Raw genomic sequence first — 18,648 nt, 5'->3', positions numbered from 1 at the left:
CTCGCGGGCCTGGCGTTCCGGCTGCGGGAGCGGGCCGGCTGGCAGGTCAAGCTGCGTGAACTCGCCGACGAGGCCGCCGAGTCGGAGGCCAAGGCCCAGTCCTGCCTGGAGCGCGCCCGCGCCGCCGACGAGGACCGCCGCGCCGCCCAGCGCGCCGCCGACGACGCCCGCCGCACCGCGCGCACGCTGCGTGCCGAGCGCGCCGAGATCGCGGGCGCACCCGATGACGTACCGCTGGAATCCGAGGCGCCCAAGGCGCCCCTGGCCGCGCTGCGCGAGGCCTACCGCGCGGCCTCGCAGCTGTACGAGAAGGTCGGCGTCGGCGCCGATCTGCGCGCCGAGCAGGCTCGCGCCGAGTCCGACGAGTCCGCGGCGGTCGCCGAGCTCGACCGGCTCAGCAACAAGGTCCGCACCCGCGCCGCCCAGCTCCTCGAAAGCACCGACGGCTCCGACGGGCCCTCCCGACAGGCCGCGGCCGCACGCGCCGAGTCCCTCGTACAGATGCTGGAGACCCGCGCCTCCACCGCGAGCGAGCAGCTCGGCCGGCTGCGCGGCGAGGCCGAGCGGCACGCGCCCGAGGACGGCGAGGCGCACACCGAGCTGCCCGATGACCGTACGCCCAAGGACGCCGAGCACGCCCAGTCGCTCCTGCGCACCGCGACCGGCGAACTGGCTGCCTGCACCGATGCGTTGAGCACCGCACGGGACCAGCACGCCGAGCTGCTCGCCGCGCACCGCACCGCCGAGGACGGCGCGGGCGGCTTCGACGAGACGGCCGCGCTGCTGCGCGACCTGCTGCGGGACCACCACGCCGACGAGGACGCGGAAGGCGAACCCGAGCCCTTCCCCGGCACCCTCGACGAGGCCCGGCAGTCGGCGGGTGAGACCCGGCGCTCGCTGCGCGGCTGCGCCACCGACCTGTCGGCCGCCGAAGCCTCCGTTCGGGAGGCGAGCGATGTCCTCGTACGGCATGCCAACTCCACCCGCTACGAGCAGGTGCGCACCCCCGCACGCCAGCAGATCCGGGAGTTGCCCGCGGCCGCGCTGCCCGAGCACGCCAAGAAGTGGGCCGAGGCGTTCGCGCCCCGACTGCGGGTCCTGACCGACGAGTTGGCGCAGCTGGAGCGCAATCGCGACAGCATCGTCGACCGGCTCCGCGGGCTCGTGGAGTCCGCGCTCGCGACGCTCCGCTCGGCCCAGCGCCTGTCTCAGCTGCCCGAAGGGCTCGGCGAGTGGTCGGGTCAGGAGTTCCTGCGGATCCGCTTCGAGGAGCCCGACCAGGCCACGCTCACCGAACGGCTCGGCGAGGTCGTGGACGAGGCGACCAAGGCCGCCCTGAAGAAGAACTCCGATCTGCGCAGGGACGGAATGTCCCTGCTGCTCAGGGGAGTTCAGGCCGCGCTCGAACCGCGCGGTGTCTCGGTGGAGATCCTCAAGCCGGACGCGGTGCTGCGCGCCGAGCGCGTACCCGTCGGCCAGATGGGCGACGTCTTCTCCGGCGGCCAGCTGCTCACCGCGGCCATCGCCCTGTACTGCACGATGGCCGCGCTGCGCAGCAACGACCGCGGCCGCGACAAGCACCGGCACGCCGGCACCCTGTTCCTGGACAATCCGATCGGCCGCGCCAACGCCACGTACCTCCTTGAACTCCAGCGCGCCGTCTCCGACGCGCTGGGTGTCCAACTCCTGTACACGACCGGACTGTTCGACACGACGGCCCTGGCAGAGTTCCCGCTGGTCATCCGGCTGCGCAACGACGCGGACCTGCGGGCGGGCCTGAAGTACATCAGCGTCGAGGAGCACCTGCGCCCCGGCCTGCCGCAGCAGCACACGGACGACGAGTCGGGACACAGCGAGATCACGGCGACGCGGATGTACAAGCGGCCGGCGGAGACGGTGGGCTGACCTCCGGCCCGGTCGACATGGCTGCCCGGCCAAGCGGACCGGTTCTCACCCGACCAACGACCGCACCCACGCATGGAACCCGCCGATGTGATGCTCGGAGGGCACCAGGACCCCGCCGTTTCGGTACGCCTTCGAGCTCATCGCCGGCTGGGTGCGCTCGCAGGCCGCGAAGTCCTGGGTGTTGACCCGGTGGAAGAGCTCGACCGACTGGCTGACGTCCGCACCCGAGGCCACCACTTCGGGTGCGTACAGCCAGTCGCACTCGACGACCGTGCGGTCCACCGCCAGGGGGTACATCCGGTGCAGGATCACATGGTCGGGGACCAGGTTGATGAAGACGCCGGGCTTCACGGTGACGGCGTAGTACCGCCGGTCCTGCTCCTCCGCGATCCCGCTGAGCCGCGCGAAACCCGCGCTGCCGTCCACGGTGAACCCCTTGACGTCGTCGCCGAAGGCGGCGCCGTGGCCCACGTAGTACTGCGCGGCGAGACCGTCCGCGAACTCCGGCAGGACGTCGGTGAGTTCGGGGTGGATCGTGGCGCAGTGGTAGCACTCCATGAAGTTCTCGACGATCAGCTTCCAGTTGGCGCGCACGTCGTACGTGATGCGCCGGCCGAGCTCCAGCTCCGCCACGCGGTAGCGCTCGATCGCCGCGGCCTCGCCGAGCCGCTCGGTGGCCGCGCCGACCACCGTGTCCTGGAAGGACGGCGGCTCGTCGGCCAGACACACCCAGGCGTAACCGAGCCACTCGCGCAGGGCGACCGGCCGCAGCCCGTACGCGACCCGGTCGACGTCCGGCATCTTCGAGAGGTTCGGAGCGGCGGCCAGGCGGCCGTCCAGGTCGTACGTCCAGGCGTGGTACGGGCATTGGAGGTTGCGCCGCACCTCACCGGACTCCTCGGTGCACAGGCGTGCGCCGCGATGACGGCAGACGTTCAAGAACGCGCGCAGTTCGCCTTGGCGGTTGCGGGTGACCAGGACCGATTCGCGGCCGATCTGCACGGTCCGGTACGCACCCGGCCTGGGCAGATCGGCGGCGCGGACGGCGCACATCCACAGGGTTTCGAGGATGAGTTCCTGCTCACGTGCGAAGGCCTGGGGATCGGCGTAGGAAGAACCCGGGAGTGTGGCCATCAGGCTCGTGGAGCCCGAGGCGGGTGCGGTCGTCATGGGGCGGTCGTGCCTCTCACACAGGCGGCGGCGCGAACCGTCGCGGGTCGAAGAGTGAGATGGGGTGCTCCGTCGCACCCCGCAATGCGAGATCGGCCAGGATCTCGCCGACGACGGGCACGAATTTGAAGCCGTGCCCGGAGAATCCGCAGGCCACGGTCACCGATTCCGCATGGGACGGGTGCCGGGCGATCACGAAGTGCTCATCGTCCGTGGTGGAGTACATACAGGTGGCCGCCCGCAGGAACTTCCCCGGCAGCGTGGGCAGATGACGGCCGACCTGGGCGGCCATCGCGTCGATCTCGTGCTGGTGGACCGTGCGGTCGATGGTGTCGGGTGTGCAGGGCGCGCCGTTCTTGCGGAAGAAGGCGACCTTGGCGCCGCCGTCGGGTCCGTCGATCGCCGGGAACCCGTAGACCTGGATGCCGGCGGAGTCCTCCCAGATGTAGACCGGGTGTCGCTCGGGCAGATACGGTCCGACGCCGCCGGAGGGCTGGAACCAGTACATGATCTGCCGCTCGATCGTGATCGGCACGTCCAGGTCGGCGAGCAGCCGGGGAGCCCATGCGCCCGGACAGATCACCAACTGGCCTGCTGTGTACGTACCTTGGGCGGTCTCCACCAGCACACCGTCACCGTCTCGCGCCCACCGGATCACCGGCTCCTCGAAGTGCAGCTCGGCGCCCGCCCGTTCGGCGAGCCGGAGCTGTGCGGTGACCGTGGTCTCCGGCCGGAGCAGTCCGGCCCGTGCCTCGTACAGGCCGATCTCGTCGTCCGCCGGGTTCAGCGTCGGGAACCGGCGGCGGATCTCGCGCGCGTCGAGCAGCTCGTGCGGCAGACCCCAGGTCCTCGCCGACTCCAGGGAGCCCGCGACCGTACGGCTGTCGGGGCGTCCTGCCATCAGACCGCCACACAGCGTGGCGACGTCGAGGCCGGTGTCACGTTCGAGCCGCTCGTAGAGCTCGTACGCGCGCAGCAGCAGCGGCACGTACTCGGTCCCCTCGAAGTACGACTGCCGGGTGATCCGCGAACCTCCGTGGCTGGAACCGCGGTTGTGCGCCGGGCCGAACTTCTCCAGGCCGAGCACCCGCACCCCCCGCTCGGCGAGATGCCAGGCGGCGGAGCTGCCCATACCGCCGAGTCCGAGAACGATCACGTCATAGGTGCGGGACACCGTGGGGCCTCCTCAGGAGCGGGTACGGATGCAGCTCTGCTCAGCGGCGGATACGGCTCATCTCCGGATCGAACAGCGGCTCCTCCCGTACGGTCGCGGGCACCTTCTCGCCGAAGTACTCGATCTGCACTCCGGTCCCGGTGGGCAGGGGTGGCAGCCAGGCGTAGGCGACGCAGCGGCCGAGCGTGTAGCCGTACGCGGCGCTGGTGACGTATCCGGCCACCGCGCCGTCGACGTGCACCGGCTCCTTGCCGAGGACGACGGCGGCCGGGTCGTCAAGGGTGAGCGCGGTCAACGTCCTTGTCGGCGGCCGGTGTTCGTCCAGCGCGTCACGGCCCACGAACTCCTTGTCGCGGCGTACGGCGAAGGCCAGCCCCGCCTCGTACGGGTCGTGCTCGCTCGTCATGTCCAGGCCCCAGGCCCGGTAGCCCTTCTCCAGGCGCAGGCTGTTGAACGCGGAGCGGCCGGCGGCGATCACGCCGAGCCGCTGCCCGGCCTCCCACAGCGTGTCCCAGAGCCGCAGCCCCAGATCGGCGGTGGTGTACAGCTCCCAGCCCAGCTCGCCCACATAGCTCAGACGCAGCGCCGTGACCGGGACATGGTCGATGTACGTCTGCTTGGCGCGGAAGTAGCCGAAAGCCTGATGCGAGAAGTCATCACGGGTCAGCGGCTGGACCAGCTCGCGGGCGAGCGGGCCCCAGACGCCGACGCAGCAGGTGCCCGCGGTGATGTCCCGTAGCGCCACACCGTCAGGGGCGTGCCGGGTCAACCAGTCAAGGTCCGCAGGTGAGTTGGCGCCTATCTGGAAGTGCTCGGGACCGAGGCGGGCCACGGTGAGATCGGACCGTATGCCACCGTGGTGATCGAGCAGCAGGGCGTACGTGACCGAACCAGGCCGCTTCGCCAGGTTGTTGGTCGTCATCCGCTGCAGAAACGCCGGCGAACCGGGGCCGGTCACTTCGAGCCGGCGCAGCGGGGTCATGTCGTACAGCGCGACCCGCTCGCGAGTGGCGAGCGCCTCGGCGGCCGCGATGGGTGACCAGTAACGGGCCGACCAGGCATCGCGCTCGGGCAGGTCGAGGCCCTCGGCGAGCGGGGCGTTGGCCTCGTACCAGTGCGGCCGCTCCCAGCCGCCGCCCTCCAGGCTGAACGCGCCGAGCTCCTGCTGCCGCGCGTGGAAGGGGCTGACCCGCAGCGGCCTTGGCCGCTCCATCGGCTGCAGGGGATGGAGGACGTCGTACACCTCGATGAACTGCTGCGCGCCGCGCTCGGCGACGTAGACGGGGGAGCGCTGGGCGTCCTCGAACCGGGTGACCTCGCATTCGTGCAGGTCGATGCCCGGGTGCCCGGTCGTGATCCACTCGGCCAACGCCCGCGCCACACCGGCCGAATGCGTCACCCAGACCGCCTCGGCCAGCCAGAACCCGGCGAGCTCCGGGCACTCGCCGAGGACGGGGAAGCCATCGGGCGTGAAGGAGAAGATCCCGTTGAAACCCTCGGTGATCTCCGCGTCCCGCAAGGCGGGCATCAGGTCGCGGCAGTCCCGGAGGCTGGGTGCGAAGTCCTCGGGGGTGAACGCCAGCGAGGACGGCATGACCGGTGCTTCGTCGTACGAGGGCAGATCCGCCGGGTCGACGGGCAGCGGGCGATGGGCGTACGAGCCGATACCGAGCAGGCCGTCGTCGTGCAGCCGGAAGTAGAGGTCGCGCTCCTGATGGCGCAGGATCGGGGCGTCCGGCGTAGTGCCCTGCGGTCCGTCGGCCGGCGCCCGGAGCGGCCCCATCTTCACGTACTGATGGGCAAGGGGCTGCAGCGGTACGTCCACTCCGGCCATGCGGCCGATCACCGGACCCCAGAACCCCGCGGCCGACACCACGAGGTCCGCGGCGAACGTGCCCCGGTCGGTGACCACGCCCGTGACCCGCCCGTCCGCCTGCTCGATGCCGGTGACGGTGTGCCGGTCGAGGAAGCGGGCTCCGCGGGCCGTGGCGCGTTCGATCTGGACGGCGCACGCGTGGACCGCGTCCGCCAGGCCGTCGTCGGGCGTGAGGAAGCCGCCGTGGAGTGCCGCTTCGTCGAGCGTGGGCCAGAGCTCCTTGCAGCGGGCCGGCGAGATCAGCTCGCCCCGCACACCCCAGGCGGCGGCGAGACCCGCGCGGCGGTGCAGATCCGTCCAGCGTTCGGAGGTGGTGGCGAGCTCAAGACCGCCGACCGCGCGGAAGGCGCCGAGCTCGGTGAACTTACCGGCCGTGTAGGCGGCCAGCTCGGTCATGGTCTTCGACGGATTGGTCCGGAAGACAAGGCCGGGCGCGTGCGAGGTGGAACCGCCCGCGGCCGGGAGCGGGCCTTGGTCGAGGACCGTGACATCCCTCCAGCCGCGCGCCGTCAGCTCGTCGGCGAGAGAGCAGCCGACGATGCCGGCACCGATGATGACGGTCTTACGGTGAGTCGTGGGCGTGCCGGACATGACCCTCCTCGCGTGGGGACCTTGTGCGCGGGGTACCTGGGTGCGGCTGGTGCGGTGTGCCTGTGTGTGGCTGTTCGTGGGCTGTGCGTGCGGCTGTCGGCGGGCTATGCGTGCGGTACGTGCGGGCGTTCCGCGCCGATGGTGGTGTCCTGGCCGTGGCCGGTGTGGACGACGGTGCCTGCGGGCAGAACGAGCAGCCGTTCCCGTATCGAGTGCTCGATGGCCGGCTTGTCCGAGTACGAGCGCCCGGTCGCGCCGGGGCCGCCGTGGAAGAGGGTGTCGCCGGTGAACACCGCCTCCAGGAACGGCACATGGAGCGTGCAGCTGCCCCAGGTGTGCCCCGGTGTGTGGATCACCCGCACCTGGATGCCCGCGACGTCGAGCAGCTGCCCGTCGGCGAGGTCTGCGTCCGGCTTGCGGTCCGGGTGGACCACCGACCACAGCTCGCGGTCCGCCGGATGCAGCAGGATCGGGGCGCCGGTGAGCTCGGCGAGTTCCGCGGCCGCGCCGATGTGGTCGTCGTGGCCGTGGGTGCAGACGATGGCGGTGACCCGGCGCGCCCCGGCCGCCGCCCGGATGGCCGTGGCGTCGTGCGCGGCGTCGACGATCAGGACCTCGGCGTCGTCGCCGATCAGCCACACGTTGTTGTCGACGTCGAAGGTCTCCCCGTCGAGGCTGAACGTCCCCGAGGTGAGGACCCGTTCGGCGCGCACCGGGCCGGTGGCCGTCATCGGATGACCACCACCGAACGCAGCACTTCGCCGCGGTGCATCTTGGTGAAGGCCGCCTCGACCTGTTCGAGGGCGATGGTCTCGGAGACGAAGCCGTTGAGGTCCAGTTTTCCGCTGAGGAACTGGTCGATGAGGACTGGGAAGTCCCGGCTGGGGAGACAGTCGCCATACCAGGAGGACTTGACGGCGCCCCCGCGCGAGAAGACGTCGATGAGCGGGAGTTCCAGCTTCATCTGCGGGTCGGGCACACCGACCTGCACCACGGTGCCCGCGTGATCGCGCATGTAGAACGCCTGAAGGAAGGTCTCGGGCCTGCCCACCGCGTCGATGGCGATGTCGACCCCGAAGCCGTCGGTGAGCTCACGGACCGCCTCGACGGGGTCCGTGCCCTGGGAGTTGACCGTATGCGTGGCACCGAAGCGGGTCGCGCCGTCCAGCTTGCGGTCGTCGATGTCGACGGCGATCACCCGGCGGGCACCGGCGAGCGAGGCGCCGGCGATCGCCGCGTCGCCGACGCCGCCACAGCCGATCACGGCCACGGTGTCCCCACGCGAGACCCCGCCCGTGTTCACCGCGGCGCCGTATCCCGCCATCACCCCGCAGCCGATCAGGCCGGCCGCCTCGGGGCGTGCGGCGGGGTCCACCTTGACCGCCTGACCGGCCGCGACGAGGGTCTTCTCCGCGAAGGCGCCGATGCCGAGGGCCGGGCTCAGGGGGGTGCCGTCGAGCAGCGTCATCGGCTGGACGGCGTTACGGGAGTCGAAGCAGTACCAGGGGCGGCCGCGGCGACAGGAACGGCAGTCACCACAGGGCGCGCGCCAGGCGAGCACCACATAGTCACCGGGCGCGAGATCGGTGACGCCCTCGCCCACCGCGTCGACGGTCCCCGCCGCCTCATGGCCGAGCAGGAAGGGGAATTCGTCGTTGATCGCACCCTCGCGATAGTGCAGATCGGTGTGGCAGACCCCGCAGGCCTGCACCGACACCAGGACTTCGCCGGGGCCGGGGTCGGGGACTCTGATCGTCTGCACCTCGACCGGCGCACCCGATTTCATGGCGACGACGGCACGGACCTCGTACGACATGACACCCCCACCTGTTGCGCACTGCACGTGGTGTTGCGCGATGAGAGACATAGTGGGAACGGCGTGAGGAAACCGTCAAGAGGGCAGCGGCCTTGGTTCTACGAGGTGTTGATCGCCGAGCCCGGGCGGACGGGCCGCCGCGGTGCGCGCCGGACCGGCCGCCGCACCGTGTGCCCACCCGGACGCCGCACTGCGCACCCCTCGGCCCCTACAGCGCGTACCCCATCCGCCGGGACAGCTCATCCGCCCGGTCCACAGCGCGTTTCGCCAGCTCACGCAGGCGCTCCTCGGTCAGCCGGTACACCGGACCCGAGACGCTCAGCGCCCCGATGACCTTGCCGTCATGGGCCCTGACGGGGGCGGCCACCGCGGTCAGACCGATCTCCAACTCCTCCATGGCAAGCGCGAATCCGCGCTCCTCGACCGACCGCAGCTCGTCGCGCAGCGCCACCGACCCGGTCACCGTACGGTCGGTGAACCGCGGCAGTGTCCGCGCGAGCAGTCCCTCGCGCAGGGCCGGCGGCTGATGGGCGAGCAGCACCTTGCCGCTGGACGTGGCGTGCAGCGGGGTGCGGCGGCCCAGCCAGTTCTGGGCCGTTACCGAGGCGGAGCCCCGGGCCTGCATGATGTTCACCGCCGCGTCGTCGTCGAGGACCGCGATATTGACCGTCTCGCCCAGCTCGTCGGCGAGTTCGCGGCACAGCGGCGCGCCCTCCTGCGAGATGTCGAGCCGCACGGCTGCCGCTCCGGCGAGCCGCAGCACGCCCGCGCCGAGGAAGTACTTGCCGCGGTCCTGTGTCTGCGCGACCAGGCCCCGGTTCTCCAGGACGCCGAGCAGCCGGAACGCCGTCGAACGGTGGACGTCCAGCTCGTCGGCGATCTCGCTGACGCCCGCCTCGCCCTGCTGGGCCAGGATCTCGAGCACGCTCACCGCGCGCTCGACGGACTGCACCGAACTCGGCTGTGACCTGGGCGACTTGTCCGTACCGGAGCCTTCTCGCGGAGATCGGTCCCGCCTGCTGCTCATCGCTAGCTGGTCACCCCCGGGCGGCCGGTCACGGCCGCTTCTGCGGGAAGTGCTTGACGTGATGCGCTTCCCGCGCGGATTCTGTTGCGCAGAGCGCTCTTCAACGCGCCCTGCGCAACATGATGTTACCGAAGGGTCGTACCGGCGGTACCCGCGCGGAGACGTCAACCTGCCGGGCCGGCGCTGCCTTTCGGATCCCCGGCATCTCGGCACCACCGCATTCCGGCATCTCGGCACCACCGCATTCCGGAACGTCCGCACCTCGGAACGCATGCACCTCGGATCGTCCACCTCTCGGATCGTCCACGTCCGACCGCACAGGGGGGCCCATGATTCCCGTCTGCCGCTTCGACGACCTCCCCGACGGCGAAGCCGTCCGTATCGAGACCGAGCCGCCGATCGCCGTCTTCCACAGCGAGGGCGAACTGTTCGCCCTCGACGACACCTGTACCCATCAGGACGCGGCCCTGTCCGACGGCTGGATCGAGGACTGCCGCGTCGAATGCCCGCTGCACGCCGCCTCGTTCGACCTGCGCACGGGGGAACCGACCTGTCTTCCCGCGCGCGTCCCGGTCCGTACGCACCGGGTGGTCGTGATCGACGGCATGATCCATGTGGAGCCGCCGGCCGAGGCGGAAGGCGTGGCCTGAGCGGTGTGGCCCGGGACGCACGGGCTCACACCCGTACGCCCCGGGCCACACGCGCGGAGATCACACCCGTACGCCCGCGACATTCCCCTGTGTCTGCGTCCCTGGCCGCGCCCGGGCCGGCTCACGCCCGGTGCGCCGAGCCTGCCGACGCGCCTGGCGCCGCTCCTTGCGCAGCCGTCGCGCGGTGCTGCGCGGGGTCGACACCACGCCATGGCGCTGATTCCACACCTGGCGCGTCACCCAGACGTCCAGGACGCCCCATGTCGACACCACGGTGCCGCCCACGCTGCCGAGCACCATCGGAAACGCCAGCGACGATCCGGCCACGGTGCACAAGAACGCCACCGTGGTCGCGATCAATGTCAACGACGCCAGGATCACCGCCCGCACCGCCGCCGTGCGCACCGGATCGGGCAGTCTGGGCCGCCCCACCGGGTCGTCGACCCACAGCTCGCGGTCGGGCCCCCGTCGATCCGCCGTCCTCATCAGCACGTCACTCCACTCCCCACAGCCGGACGCCACCGCTCCTTGTCGGGTCCGACTCCTCAGTGGTTGCCCGGATTTGATCCGGTTCACTCCGTCGTCCCGCGGAGCGTCGTCCTGCCGAGTGCCCCGTCTTCCCTCACGTAAGGACGAACGAACCCCTCCGAAGATTCCCGGAAGATTCACAGCCGTCCGAAGCGCTTCGACGGTCCGCGATCGAGTGAATCCGGCCAAGACCCAGAAAGTTATGGCCTGAAGTTCACGGGTGGTGTCCAGTAAAGGAGAGGTGTCGATGTGGCGGTAAGGACGGACAACTCGGTACGTGCCGCCGCCCGTCGGGCTCAAAAGGGTGTCGGACACCCCTTCGAGTTGTTCGAGTGGCAGTAGTAGGCTCGCGCCGTTTCTGACGTCGCGCCTGCTGTAGGGCGCCGTTCTGGGGGAGGCCATGCGCTTTCGCGGGAAGTCCATCCGCCGGAAGATCGTGGCGTTGCTCCTGGTGCCGCTGCTGTCGCTCACCGTTGTCTGGGGGTACGGCACATATGTGACCGGCCGCGAGGCGGTTCAACTCCTCGATGTGGCCACGGTCGTGGACGAGATCGGTTATCCGCTGGACGACACGATCCGGGTGATCCAGGAAGAACGCCGACAGACCGCGGTACATCTGGCCGTCCCCGACGATCCGAAGGTGCGCACGAATCTGAGCGAACAGCGGACCCTCACCGACAAGCTGGTGGAGCGGATCCGCTCCGCGGCCGGGGACGAGGATGTCCGTGACCTCATGGACGCGGCCTCGGCCCGCCGGCTCGACGCGATCGTGGAGGCCTTCGACACCCTTGAGTCGCTGCGCCGTTCCGTCGACGACGGACAGACCAGCCGCAGGGGCGCCGTCGACCTGTACACCCGGCTCATCGACCCTTGCTTCACGTACCTCATGGGCACGTACGCCATGGACAACCTGGAGGCGGACCGTGAGGCCCGGGCGCTGATCACCCTGGCGCGCGGCCGTGAACTCCTCTCCCACGAGGACGCGTTGGTGGCCTCGTCCCTGCGCGCCGACCGCCCGGACAGCTCGGACTGGACGCAGGCGGCCGCCCTGATCGCGCAGCGCGAGGTGCGGTACGACAGCGGCCTCGAAGCCCTGCCGCAGGACGAACAGGACCGGTTCGAGCGCTTCTGGAGCGGTGCGTTCGCCGCACCGCTGCTCGAAGCGGAGAAGTCACTCGTCGAGGCAGGGGCGCAGCGCCCGCGCGAGCTGAACCCGAAGGTCTGGGACGCTGCGGCCGGCCGTGCGCTCGACGATGTCGGCGACCTCACCAAGGCGGCGGGCGACCGCTACAAGGAGCGGGTCGAGCCGGTCGCCATCGGCGTGCTCGTCAAGGCCGTGCTCGTGGGCTTCTTCGGTCTGCTCGCCCTGGTCTTCGCCCTCATGATGTCCATCCGCATCGGCCGCGGCCTCGTCCGCGACCTCACCCACCTGCGCGACGACGCCCATGACGCGGCCGCGGTGCGGCTGCCCGGTGTGATGCGCCGCCTCGCCGCGGGCGAGATGGTCGACGTGGAGACCGAGGCGCCGCTCCTCGAGCACGACACCGACGAGATGGGCCAGGTCGGCCAGGCGCTCAACACCCTGCAGCGCGCCGCCGTCGACGGTGCCGTGAAGCAGGCGGGCATGCGGCGCGGGATCTCCGAGGTGTTCGTGAACCTCGCCCGCCGCAGCCAGGTCCTGCTGCACAAGCAGCTCACCCTGCTCGACACCATGGAGCGCAGGACCGAGGACACCCAGGAGCTCGAGGACCTGTTCCGCCTCGACCACCTGACGACCCGGATGCGCCGCCATGCCGAGGGCCTGGTGATCCTCTCCGGTGCCGCGCCTTCCAGGCAGTGGCGCAAGCCCGTACAGCTGATGGACGTGGTTCGCGCCGCCGTCGCCGAGGTCGAGGACTACGAGCGCATCGAGGTGCGCCGCCTTCCGCGGATCGCCGCGCAGGGCACGGCCGTCGCCGACCTCACCCACCTGATCGCCGAACTCCTGGAGAACGCCACGGTGTTCTCGCCGCCGCACACCGCCGTCCAGGTGGTCGGCGAGCGCGTCGGCAGCGGCTTCACGCTGGAGATCCACGACCGGGGTCTGGGCATGACCTCCGACCAGCTCCTCGAGGCGAACCTCCGGCTCGCGGAGACACCGGAGTTCGAGCTGTCGGACACCGACCGGCTCGGCCTGTTCGTGGTCAGCCGTCTGGCGCAGCGCCAGCACGTCAGGGTCTCGCTGACGCCTTCGCCGTACGGAGGGACCACCGCGGTCGTCTTCATCCCGGAGGCGCTGCTCACCGACGCCTCCGACACCGACGGCTCGGGGCTGCGCGTCGACCTCGACGCCCTCGAACGGGACGCGGACCGCAAGGCCCGCCTGGCTCAACTGTCCTTGCCGCCCAAGCCGTTGGAGGAGCAGCTCCTGGACGGTCCGGTGGAGCTCGAGTCGGCCCTCGGCCTGGAGGAGCTCGACGCCACACAGGGAACGGCGGACACCGGCGCCCGCGGCGTGCTCGGCCGGCTCGGCGGCGCCCTGGACATCGAGGACGAGGACAGCGAGCGCGGCGGTCTGTTCCGGCCGCGCCGGCACCTCTCCGAGGCCCCGGGCGAACAGCACCAGCAGGCGCGGGAGCCCGGTGGCGAGGCCGTGCGCCCCGGCGGCTCCGCACCGCGCGGCGTGGACGGCCTGGTGCCGCTGCCGCGCCGCCGTACGCCCAAGCTGGTCAGCTCGCACGGCCGCACGCTGCCGCAGCCGGCCCAGACCGAGCCGTCCGAGGATCGCGGGCGCGAACCGGCCACCGACGACCGGTCCGCACCGCCCGTCGACGACCGAGGCGCTTCGCCAGTCGACAGCCCGACCCAGATCCTGCCCCGCCGCGTCCGCCAGGCCAGCCTGGCGCCGCAACTGCGGACCACGGAGGCCCCCGCGCCCCCGGCCGAGCCGGCCGCGGACCGCGATGCCGACGAGGTGCGCAGCCGGATGGCCTCGCTCCAGCGCGGCTGGCAGCGCGGCCGGGTGGAGACGGGCGAGGCCCCTACGCCCGTACGTGAGACGGCCCCTACGCCCGTACGTGAGACGGCCCCCACGCCCGTACGCGAGACGCCCACGCCCGTACGCGAGACGCCCACGCCCGTAGACGAGGCGGCCTCCACGCCCGTGTGGGAAGGGGCGCCCACGCCCGTACGGGAGGAAGCGCCCACGCCCGTACGAGAGGAGCGGACCCCCGCCGATGAAGCGGCCGCTCAGGAACCCCCCGCACGCCACGCCGCCGACCCGGAGGCCGCCGCACCGCCGGCGGACGAGCCGGTGGCGGCCGAAGACACCAGCACCACACCCGAGGGGAACGGTCGATGACCACACCGAGGACCGGAGCACAGCACGCAGGCCTGCGTACGTCCGGTGAGCTGAACTGGCTCCTGGACGATCTGGTCGACCGGGTCGCCAGCATCCGCAAGGCACTTGTGCTCTCCAGTGACGGTCTGCCGACCGGCGCCTCGCAGAATCTCACCCGCGAGGACAGCGAGCATCTCGCCGCTGTCGCCTCGGGTTTCCACAGCCTCGCCAAGGGCGTCGGCCGGCACTTCGAGGCGGGCCGGGTCCGTCAGACGGTCGTGGAGCTGGACGATGCGTTCCTGTTCGTGACCGCGGCGGGCGACGGCAGTGCGCTCGCCGTGCTTTCCGACGCCGACTCGGACGTGGGCCAGGTCGCCTACGAGATGACACTCCTGGTCAAGCGGGTGGGTGTGCATCTGGCGACCGCCCCGCGTACCGATCTGCCCACGGGAGGGTAGTAGGAGGGCATGAGCGACGACGGCAGCGCGAACCCGCACTGGTACGACGACGACGCCGGGCCGGTGGTGCGCCCCTACGCGATGACGCGGGGCCGCACCGCCGGTGCGGCGCGCCACCAACTCGATCTGATCGCGCTGGTGGTGCCCGAGCCGGCCGCCGATGACGCGGAGGCGGACCAGACTCTGTCGCCCGAGCACGTCGACATCATCGACCTCTGCCTGGACGCCCCGCAGTCGGTGGCGGAGCTGGCCTCGTCGCTCGATCTGCCGCTGGGTGTCGTACGGGTGCTCATAGGCGACCTCGTGGAGGACGAACTGGTCCATGTCACCCGGCCCGTTCCACCGGCCGAGCTGCCGGACGAGAGTATTCTGCGCGACGTGATCACCGGGCTGCGCGCGCTCTGACACCGGGCAAGGCCTGGTCCTGTGTCGGCAGAGGAGGCCCCTGTGGCAGACGAAGCGCGCGGTCCTGGCTGGCAGTTCTGGATCGACCGCGGGGGCACCTTCACCGATGTCGTCGCGCGCCGCCCCGACGGCACGCTCGTCAGCCATAAGCTCCTCTCGGAGAACCCGGGCCGCTACGACGACCCGGCGGTGGCCGGCATCCATGAACTGCTCGGCGACAAGCCCGACCTGACACGGATCGACGCGGTCCGCATGGGCACCACGGTCGCCACCAACGCCCTCCTGGAGCGCAAAGGCGCCCGCACCCTCCTCGTCATCACCAAGGGCTTCCGGGACGCCCTGCGTATCGCGTACCAGAACCGCCCGCGGATCTTCGCCCGCGAGATCGTCCTGCCGGAGCTCCTGTACGAGCGCGTGATCGAGGCGGACGAACGCCTCGCGGCCGACGGCACGGTCCTCACCCCGCCCGACCTCGGCGCACTCGAAGGCCCGCTGCGTCAGGCCTATGAGGACGGCATCCACGCCATCGCCGTCGTGACGATGCACAGCCACCTCCACCCGGAGCACGAACAGGCCATCGGCGAGCTGGCCCGCCGGATCGGCTTCCCGCAGATCTCGCTCTCCAGCGAGGTCAGCCCGTTGATGAGGCTGGTGCCGCGCGGCGACACGGCCGTCGTCGATGCCTATCTCTCACCGGTCCTGCGCCGCTACGTGCGCCAGGTGGCGGAGCAACTCCCGGACGTCCGCCTGATGTTCATGCAGTCCAACGGCGGCCTCACCGACGCGGGCCGGTTCCGGGGCAAGGACGCGATCCTGTCCGGGCCGGCCGGCGGCATCGTCGGCATGGCGCGGATGTCCGAACTGGCGGGCTTCCGGCGGGTGATTGGCTTCGACATGGGCGGCACCTCGACCGATGTGTCGCACTACGCGGGCGCTTACGAGCGGGTCTTCACCACCCAGATCGCCGGGGTCCGGCTGCGCGCCCCCATGCTGGACATCCACACCGTCGCCGCGGGCGGCGGTTCGGTGCTGCACTTCGACGGCAGCCGCTACCGTGTCGGCCCCGACTCGGCGGGCGCGGACCCGGGGCCGGCCTGCTACCGGCGCGGCGGGCCGCTCACCGTCACCGATGCCAACGTGATGCTCGGCCGCATCCAACCGGAGCATTTCCCCCGGGTGTTCGGGCCCGGCGGCGACCAGCGGCTCGACGCCGCTCTCGTACGGGAACGCTTCACCGCGCTCGCCGAGGAGATCCGGCAGCAGACCGACGATGAACGAACCCCCGAGCAGGTCGCCGAGGGCTATCTGCAGATCGCCGTGAACAACATCGCCGGCGCCATCAAACGGATCTCCGTCCAGCAGGGCCACGACGTCACCCGCTACGCCCTCACCACCTTCGGCGGAGCCGGCGGCCAGCACGCGTGCGCCGTCGCCGACTCGCTCGGCATCCGCACCGTCCTCGTACCCCCGATGGCGGGTGTCCTGTCCGCGCTCGGCATCGGTCTCGCGGATACGACGGCGATGCGCGAGCAATCCCTCGAAGTGCCCCTGGAGGAGCCGGAGATGGGGCGCGTACGGGAAACGGCCGACGCGCTCGAAGCGGCAGCCCGTGCCGAGCTGCGGGCCGAGGAGGTGCCCGAGGACCGGATCCGCGTCACCCGCCGCGCCCAGGTGCGCTACGACGGCACGGACACCGCGCTCACGGTCGGCCTCGGGCAGCCGGCAGCCATGCGCGAGGAGTTCGAGGAGCGGCATCGCGCCACGTACTCCTTCACGCTGCAGCGCCCTCTCGTCGTCGAGGCGCTCTCCGTCGAGGCCACCGGACTCACCGACGCCCCCGACCTCGTGGGCCTCGCCCCGGCGGGCGCGGGCACACCGCAGCAGGTCCCGCTGCACACCGCGGGCGCCTGGCGCGAGGTTCCGCTGCACCGGCGCGAGGAACTGCCCGCAGGGCGGACCGTGCGCGGCCCGGCGGTCATCACCGAGGCCAATGCCACCACCGTCGTCGACGAGGGCTGGCAGGCGGCGCTGAACGCCGACGGGCATCTGGTCATGGAGCGGACGGCGGAGACCGGGGGGCTCGCGGCGACCGCCGAGGCCGACCCCGTCCTCCTGGAAGTGTTCAACAACCTCTTCATGTCGATCGCCGAGCAGATGGGCGCCCGGCTCGAATCCACCGCCCAGTCCGTGAACATCAAGGAGCGGCTCGACTTCTCCTGCGCCCTGTTCGACCCGGACGGCAATCTCGTCGCCAACGCGCCCCATATCCCGGTCCACCTGGGCTCGATGGGCACGTCGGTGAAGGAGGTCATCCGGCGCCGCGGCGACGCGATGCGACCCGGCGACGCGTACGCCGTCAACGACCCGTACCACGGCGGCACCCACCTGCCCGATGTCACGGTGATCACGCCCGTGTTCGACGGCGGCGGCCCCGCGGGCGAGGAGGAGCAGATCCTCTTCTACGTGGCCTCACGCGGCCATCACGCCGAGATCGGCGGCATCGCCCCCGGCTCGATGCCCGCGCACAGCCGCAGCATCGACGAGGAGGGCATCCTCTTCGACAACTGGCTGCTCGCCCAGGGCGGCCGCTTCCGTGAGCAGGAGACCCTGGAGCTGCTCACCCAAGCCCCGTACCCCTCCCGCAATCCGGCCACCAACCTCGCCGACTTCCGCGCCCAGATCGCCGCCAACGCCAAGGGCGTCGAGGAAGTCACGCGGATGATCGAGGACTTCGGCCTGGATGTCGTGCAGGCGTATATGCGCCACGTGCAGGACAACGCCGAGGAAGCCGTACGCAGGGTCGTCGACGCCCTCGACGACGGCACCTACGCCTACGAGACGGACCTGGGCGCCACGATCCGCGTCACCGTGCGCGTGGACCGCGAACAGCGCACCGCCACCCTTGACTTCACCGGCACCTCGCCCCAGCTCGCAGGCAACTTCAACGCCCCGTACGCCGTCGTGAACGCCGCGGTCCTCTACGTCTTCCGCACCCTCGTCGCCGACGACATCCCGCTCAACGACGGCTGTCTGCGCCCGCTCAGGATCATCGTGCCCGAGGGCTCCATGCTCTCCCCGCGCCCGCCCGCCGCGGTCGTCGCCGGCAACGTCGAGACCTCCCAGGCCATCACCGGTGCCCTGTACGCGGCGCTCGGGGTGCAGGCCGAGGGCTCGGGCACCATGAACAACGTGACGTTCGGCAACGAACGCTTCCAGTACTACGAGACGGTGGCCTCCGGATCCGGCGCGGGCGAGGGCTTCGACGGGGCACCCGTCGTACAGACCCATATGACGAACTCGCGGCTGACCGACCCCGAAGTCCTCGAATGGCGCCTGCCGGTGCTGCTCGAGGAGTTCTCCGTACGGCGGGGGAGCGGGGGAGCCGGCAGGTGGCGCGGCGGTGACGGGGCGCTGCGGCGGATCCGGTTCCGCGAGGCGATGACGGTGTCCACGCTCTCCGGTCATCGGCGCGTTCCGCCGTACGGCATGGCGGGCGGTGCACCCGGCGCGCTCGGCGCGAACCGGGTCGAGCGCGCCGACGGAACGGTCGAGACGCTCGACGGCAGCGACAGTACCGAACTCGCCCCAGGAGACGTGCTGATCGTCGAAACACCCGGCGGCGGAGGCTACGGCGGCCCGGACACCTGATCCACCGAGGTCGCATACCGGTCGAACGGGACCGATGCCGACCGTCGGACGACCGCTAAGCGGCCGGGAAGCGATCGCCAG

At 71.2% G+C, this 18,648-nt stretch carries 12 protein-coding genes and 1 pseudogene; 6 read left to right on the top strand and 7 right to left on the bottom strand.

The genetic code is table 11. The annotated features are described in order from the left end of the window. A pseudogene (locus ABT367_RS27000) lies at window positions 1–1,905 on the top strand (hypothetical protein); the annotation flags it as partial. Between the two features lie 45 nt (window positions 1,906–1,950). Here the strand turns inward: ABT367_RS27000 and ABT367_RS26995 are convergent. The 6 genes from ABT367_RS26995 to ABT367_RS26970 all read right to left on the bottom strand — a co-directional run bounded on the left by ABT367_RS26995 (window position 1,951) and on the right by ABT367_RS26970 (window position 9,484). Next, window positions 1,951–3,075 (bottom strand): aromatic ring-hydroxylating oxygenase subunit alpha, encoded by a 1,125-nt coding sequence (locus tag ABT367_RS26995; protein WP_352255700.1) that lies wholly within the window; start codon window positions 3,073–3,075, stop codon window positions 1,951–1,953. Between the two features lie 16 nt (window positions 3,076–3,091). Continuing rightward, on the bottom strand, window positions 3,092–4,249 hold the full coding sequence (solA, locus tag ABT367_RS26990; RefSeq protein WP_352255699.1) for an N-methyl-L-tryptophan oxidase: 1,158 nt from the start codon (window positions 4,247–4,249) through the stop codon (window positions 3,092–3,094). 40 nt (window positions 4,250–4,289) lie between these two features. Continuing rightward, complete coding sequence (locus tag ABT367_RS26985) at window positions 4,290–6,716, bottom strand: GcvT family protein (RefSeq protein ID WP_352255698.1); 2,427 nt, start codon at window positions 6,714–6,716, stop codon at window positions 4,290–4,292. Between the two features lie 104 nt (window positions 6,717–6,820). Continuing rightward, window positions 6,821–7,447, bottom strand: a complete 627-nt coding sequence (locus tag ABT367_RS26980) for an MBL fold metallo-hydrolase (protein WP_352255697.1) — start codon at window positions 7,445–7,447, stop codon at window positions 6,821–6,823. Next, window positions 7,444–8,532: an S-(hydroxymethyl)mycothiol dehydrogenase gene (locus ABT367_RS26975; protein ID WP_352255696.1), complete on the bottom strand. Its 1,089-nt coding sequence runs from the start codon at window positions 8,530–8,532 to the stop codon at window positions 7,444–7,446. Before ABT367_RS26975 ends, ABT367_RS26980 begins: the two co-directional genes overlap by 4 nt. 208 nt (window positions 8,533–8,740) lie before the next feature. Beyond that, a complete protein-coding gene (locus ABT367_RS26970) occupies window positions 8,741–9,484 on the bottom strand; it encodes an IclR family transcriptional regulator (protein WP_352255695.1) in 744 nt (247 codons plus the stop codon). Between the two features lie 404 nt (window positions 9,485–9,888). Here ABT367_RS26970 and ABT367_RS26965 point away from each other — a divergent pair, with 404 nt between their 5' ends. Then, window positions 9,889–10,209, top strand: coding sequence for a bifunctional 3-phenylpropionate/cinnamic acid dioxygenase ferredoxin subunit (locus tag ABT367_RS26965; RefSeq protein ID WP_352255694.1), 321 nt, complete (start codon window positions 9,889–9,891; stop codon window positions 10,207–10,209). Between the two features lie 60 nt (window positions 10,210–10,269). Here ABT367_RS26965 and ABT367_RS26960 read toward each other — a convergent pair whose 3' ends face one another. Further along, window positions 10,270–10,695 carry a hypothetical protein gene (locus ABT367_RS26960; protein ID WP_352255692.1) on the bottom strand — a complete coding sequence of 142 codons (426 nt, stop codon included), beginning with the start codon at window positions 10,693–10,695 and terminating at the stop codon, window positions 10,270–10,272. 442 nt (window positions 10,696–11,137) lie between these two features. Here ABT367_RS26960 and ABT367_RS26955 point away from each other — a divergent pair, with 442 nt between their 5' ends. Genes ABT367_RS26955 through ABT367_RS26940 form a run of 4 tightly spaced genes read left to right on the top strand, consistent with a single transcriptional unit; the run spans window position 11,138 to window position 18,567 of the window. Beyond that, the gene (locus ABT367_RS26955) at window positions 11,138–14,077 is read left to right on the top strand and encodes a nitrate- and nitrite sensing domain-containing protein (protein ID WP_352255690.1); all 2,940 of its coding nucleotides are present in this window, start codon (window positions 11,138–11,140) and stop codon (window positions 14,075–14,077) included. Further along, complete coding sequence (locus ABT367_RS26950; RefSeq protein ID WP_352255689.1) at window positions 14,074–14,514, top strand: roadblock/LC7 domain-containing protein; 441 nt, start codon at window positions 14,074–14,076, stop codon at window positions 14,512–14,514. The genes ABT367_RS26955 and ABT367_RS26950 overlap by 4 nt, the downstream gene beginning before the upstream one ends. 9 nt (window positions 14,515–14,523) lie before the next feature. Next, window positions 14,524–14,919 carry a DUF742 domain-containing protein gene (locus tag ABT367_RS26945; protein ID WP_352255688.1) on the top strand — a complete coding sequence of 132 codons (396 nt, stop codon included), beginning with the start codon at window positions 14,524–14,526 and terminating at the stop codon, window positions 14,917–14,919. Window positions 14,920–14,961: 42 nt separating this feature from the next. Further along, a complete protein-coding gene (locus ABT367_RS26940) occupies window positions 14,962–18,567 on the top strand; it encodes a hydantoinase B/oxoprolinase family protein (protein ID WP_352255687.1) in 3,606 nt (1,201 codons plus the stop codon). Window positions 18,568–18,648 lie beyond the last annotated feature (81 nt).

It is taken from the genome of Streptomyces mesophilus (assembly GCF_040300965.1).
GTDB classification, from domain to species: Bacteria; Actinomycetota; Actinomycetes; order Streptomycetales; family Streptomycetaceae; genus Streptomyces; species Streptomyces mesophilus_A.
Note: the sequence above shows the minus strand (reverse complement) of the source record. Positions and strands in the feature narration are given on the sequence as shown.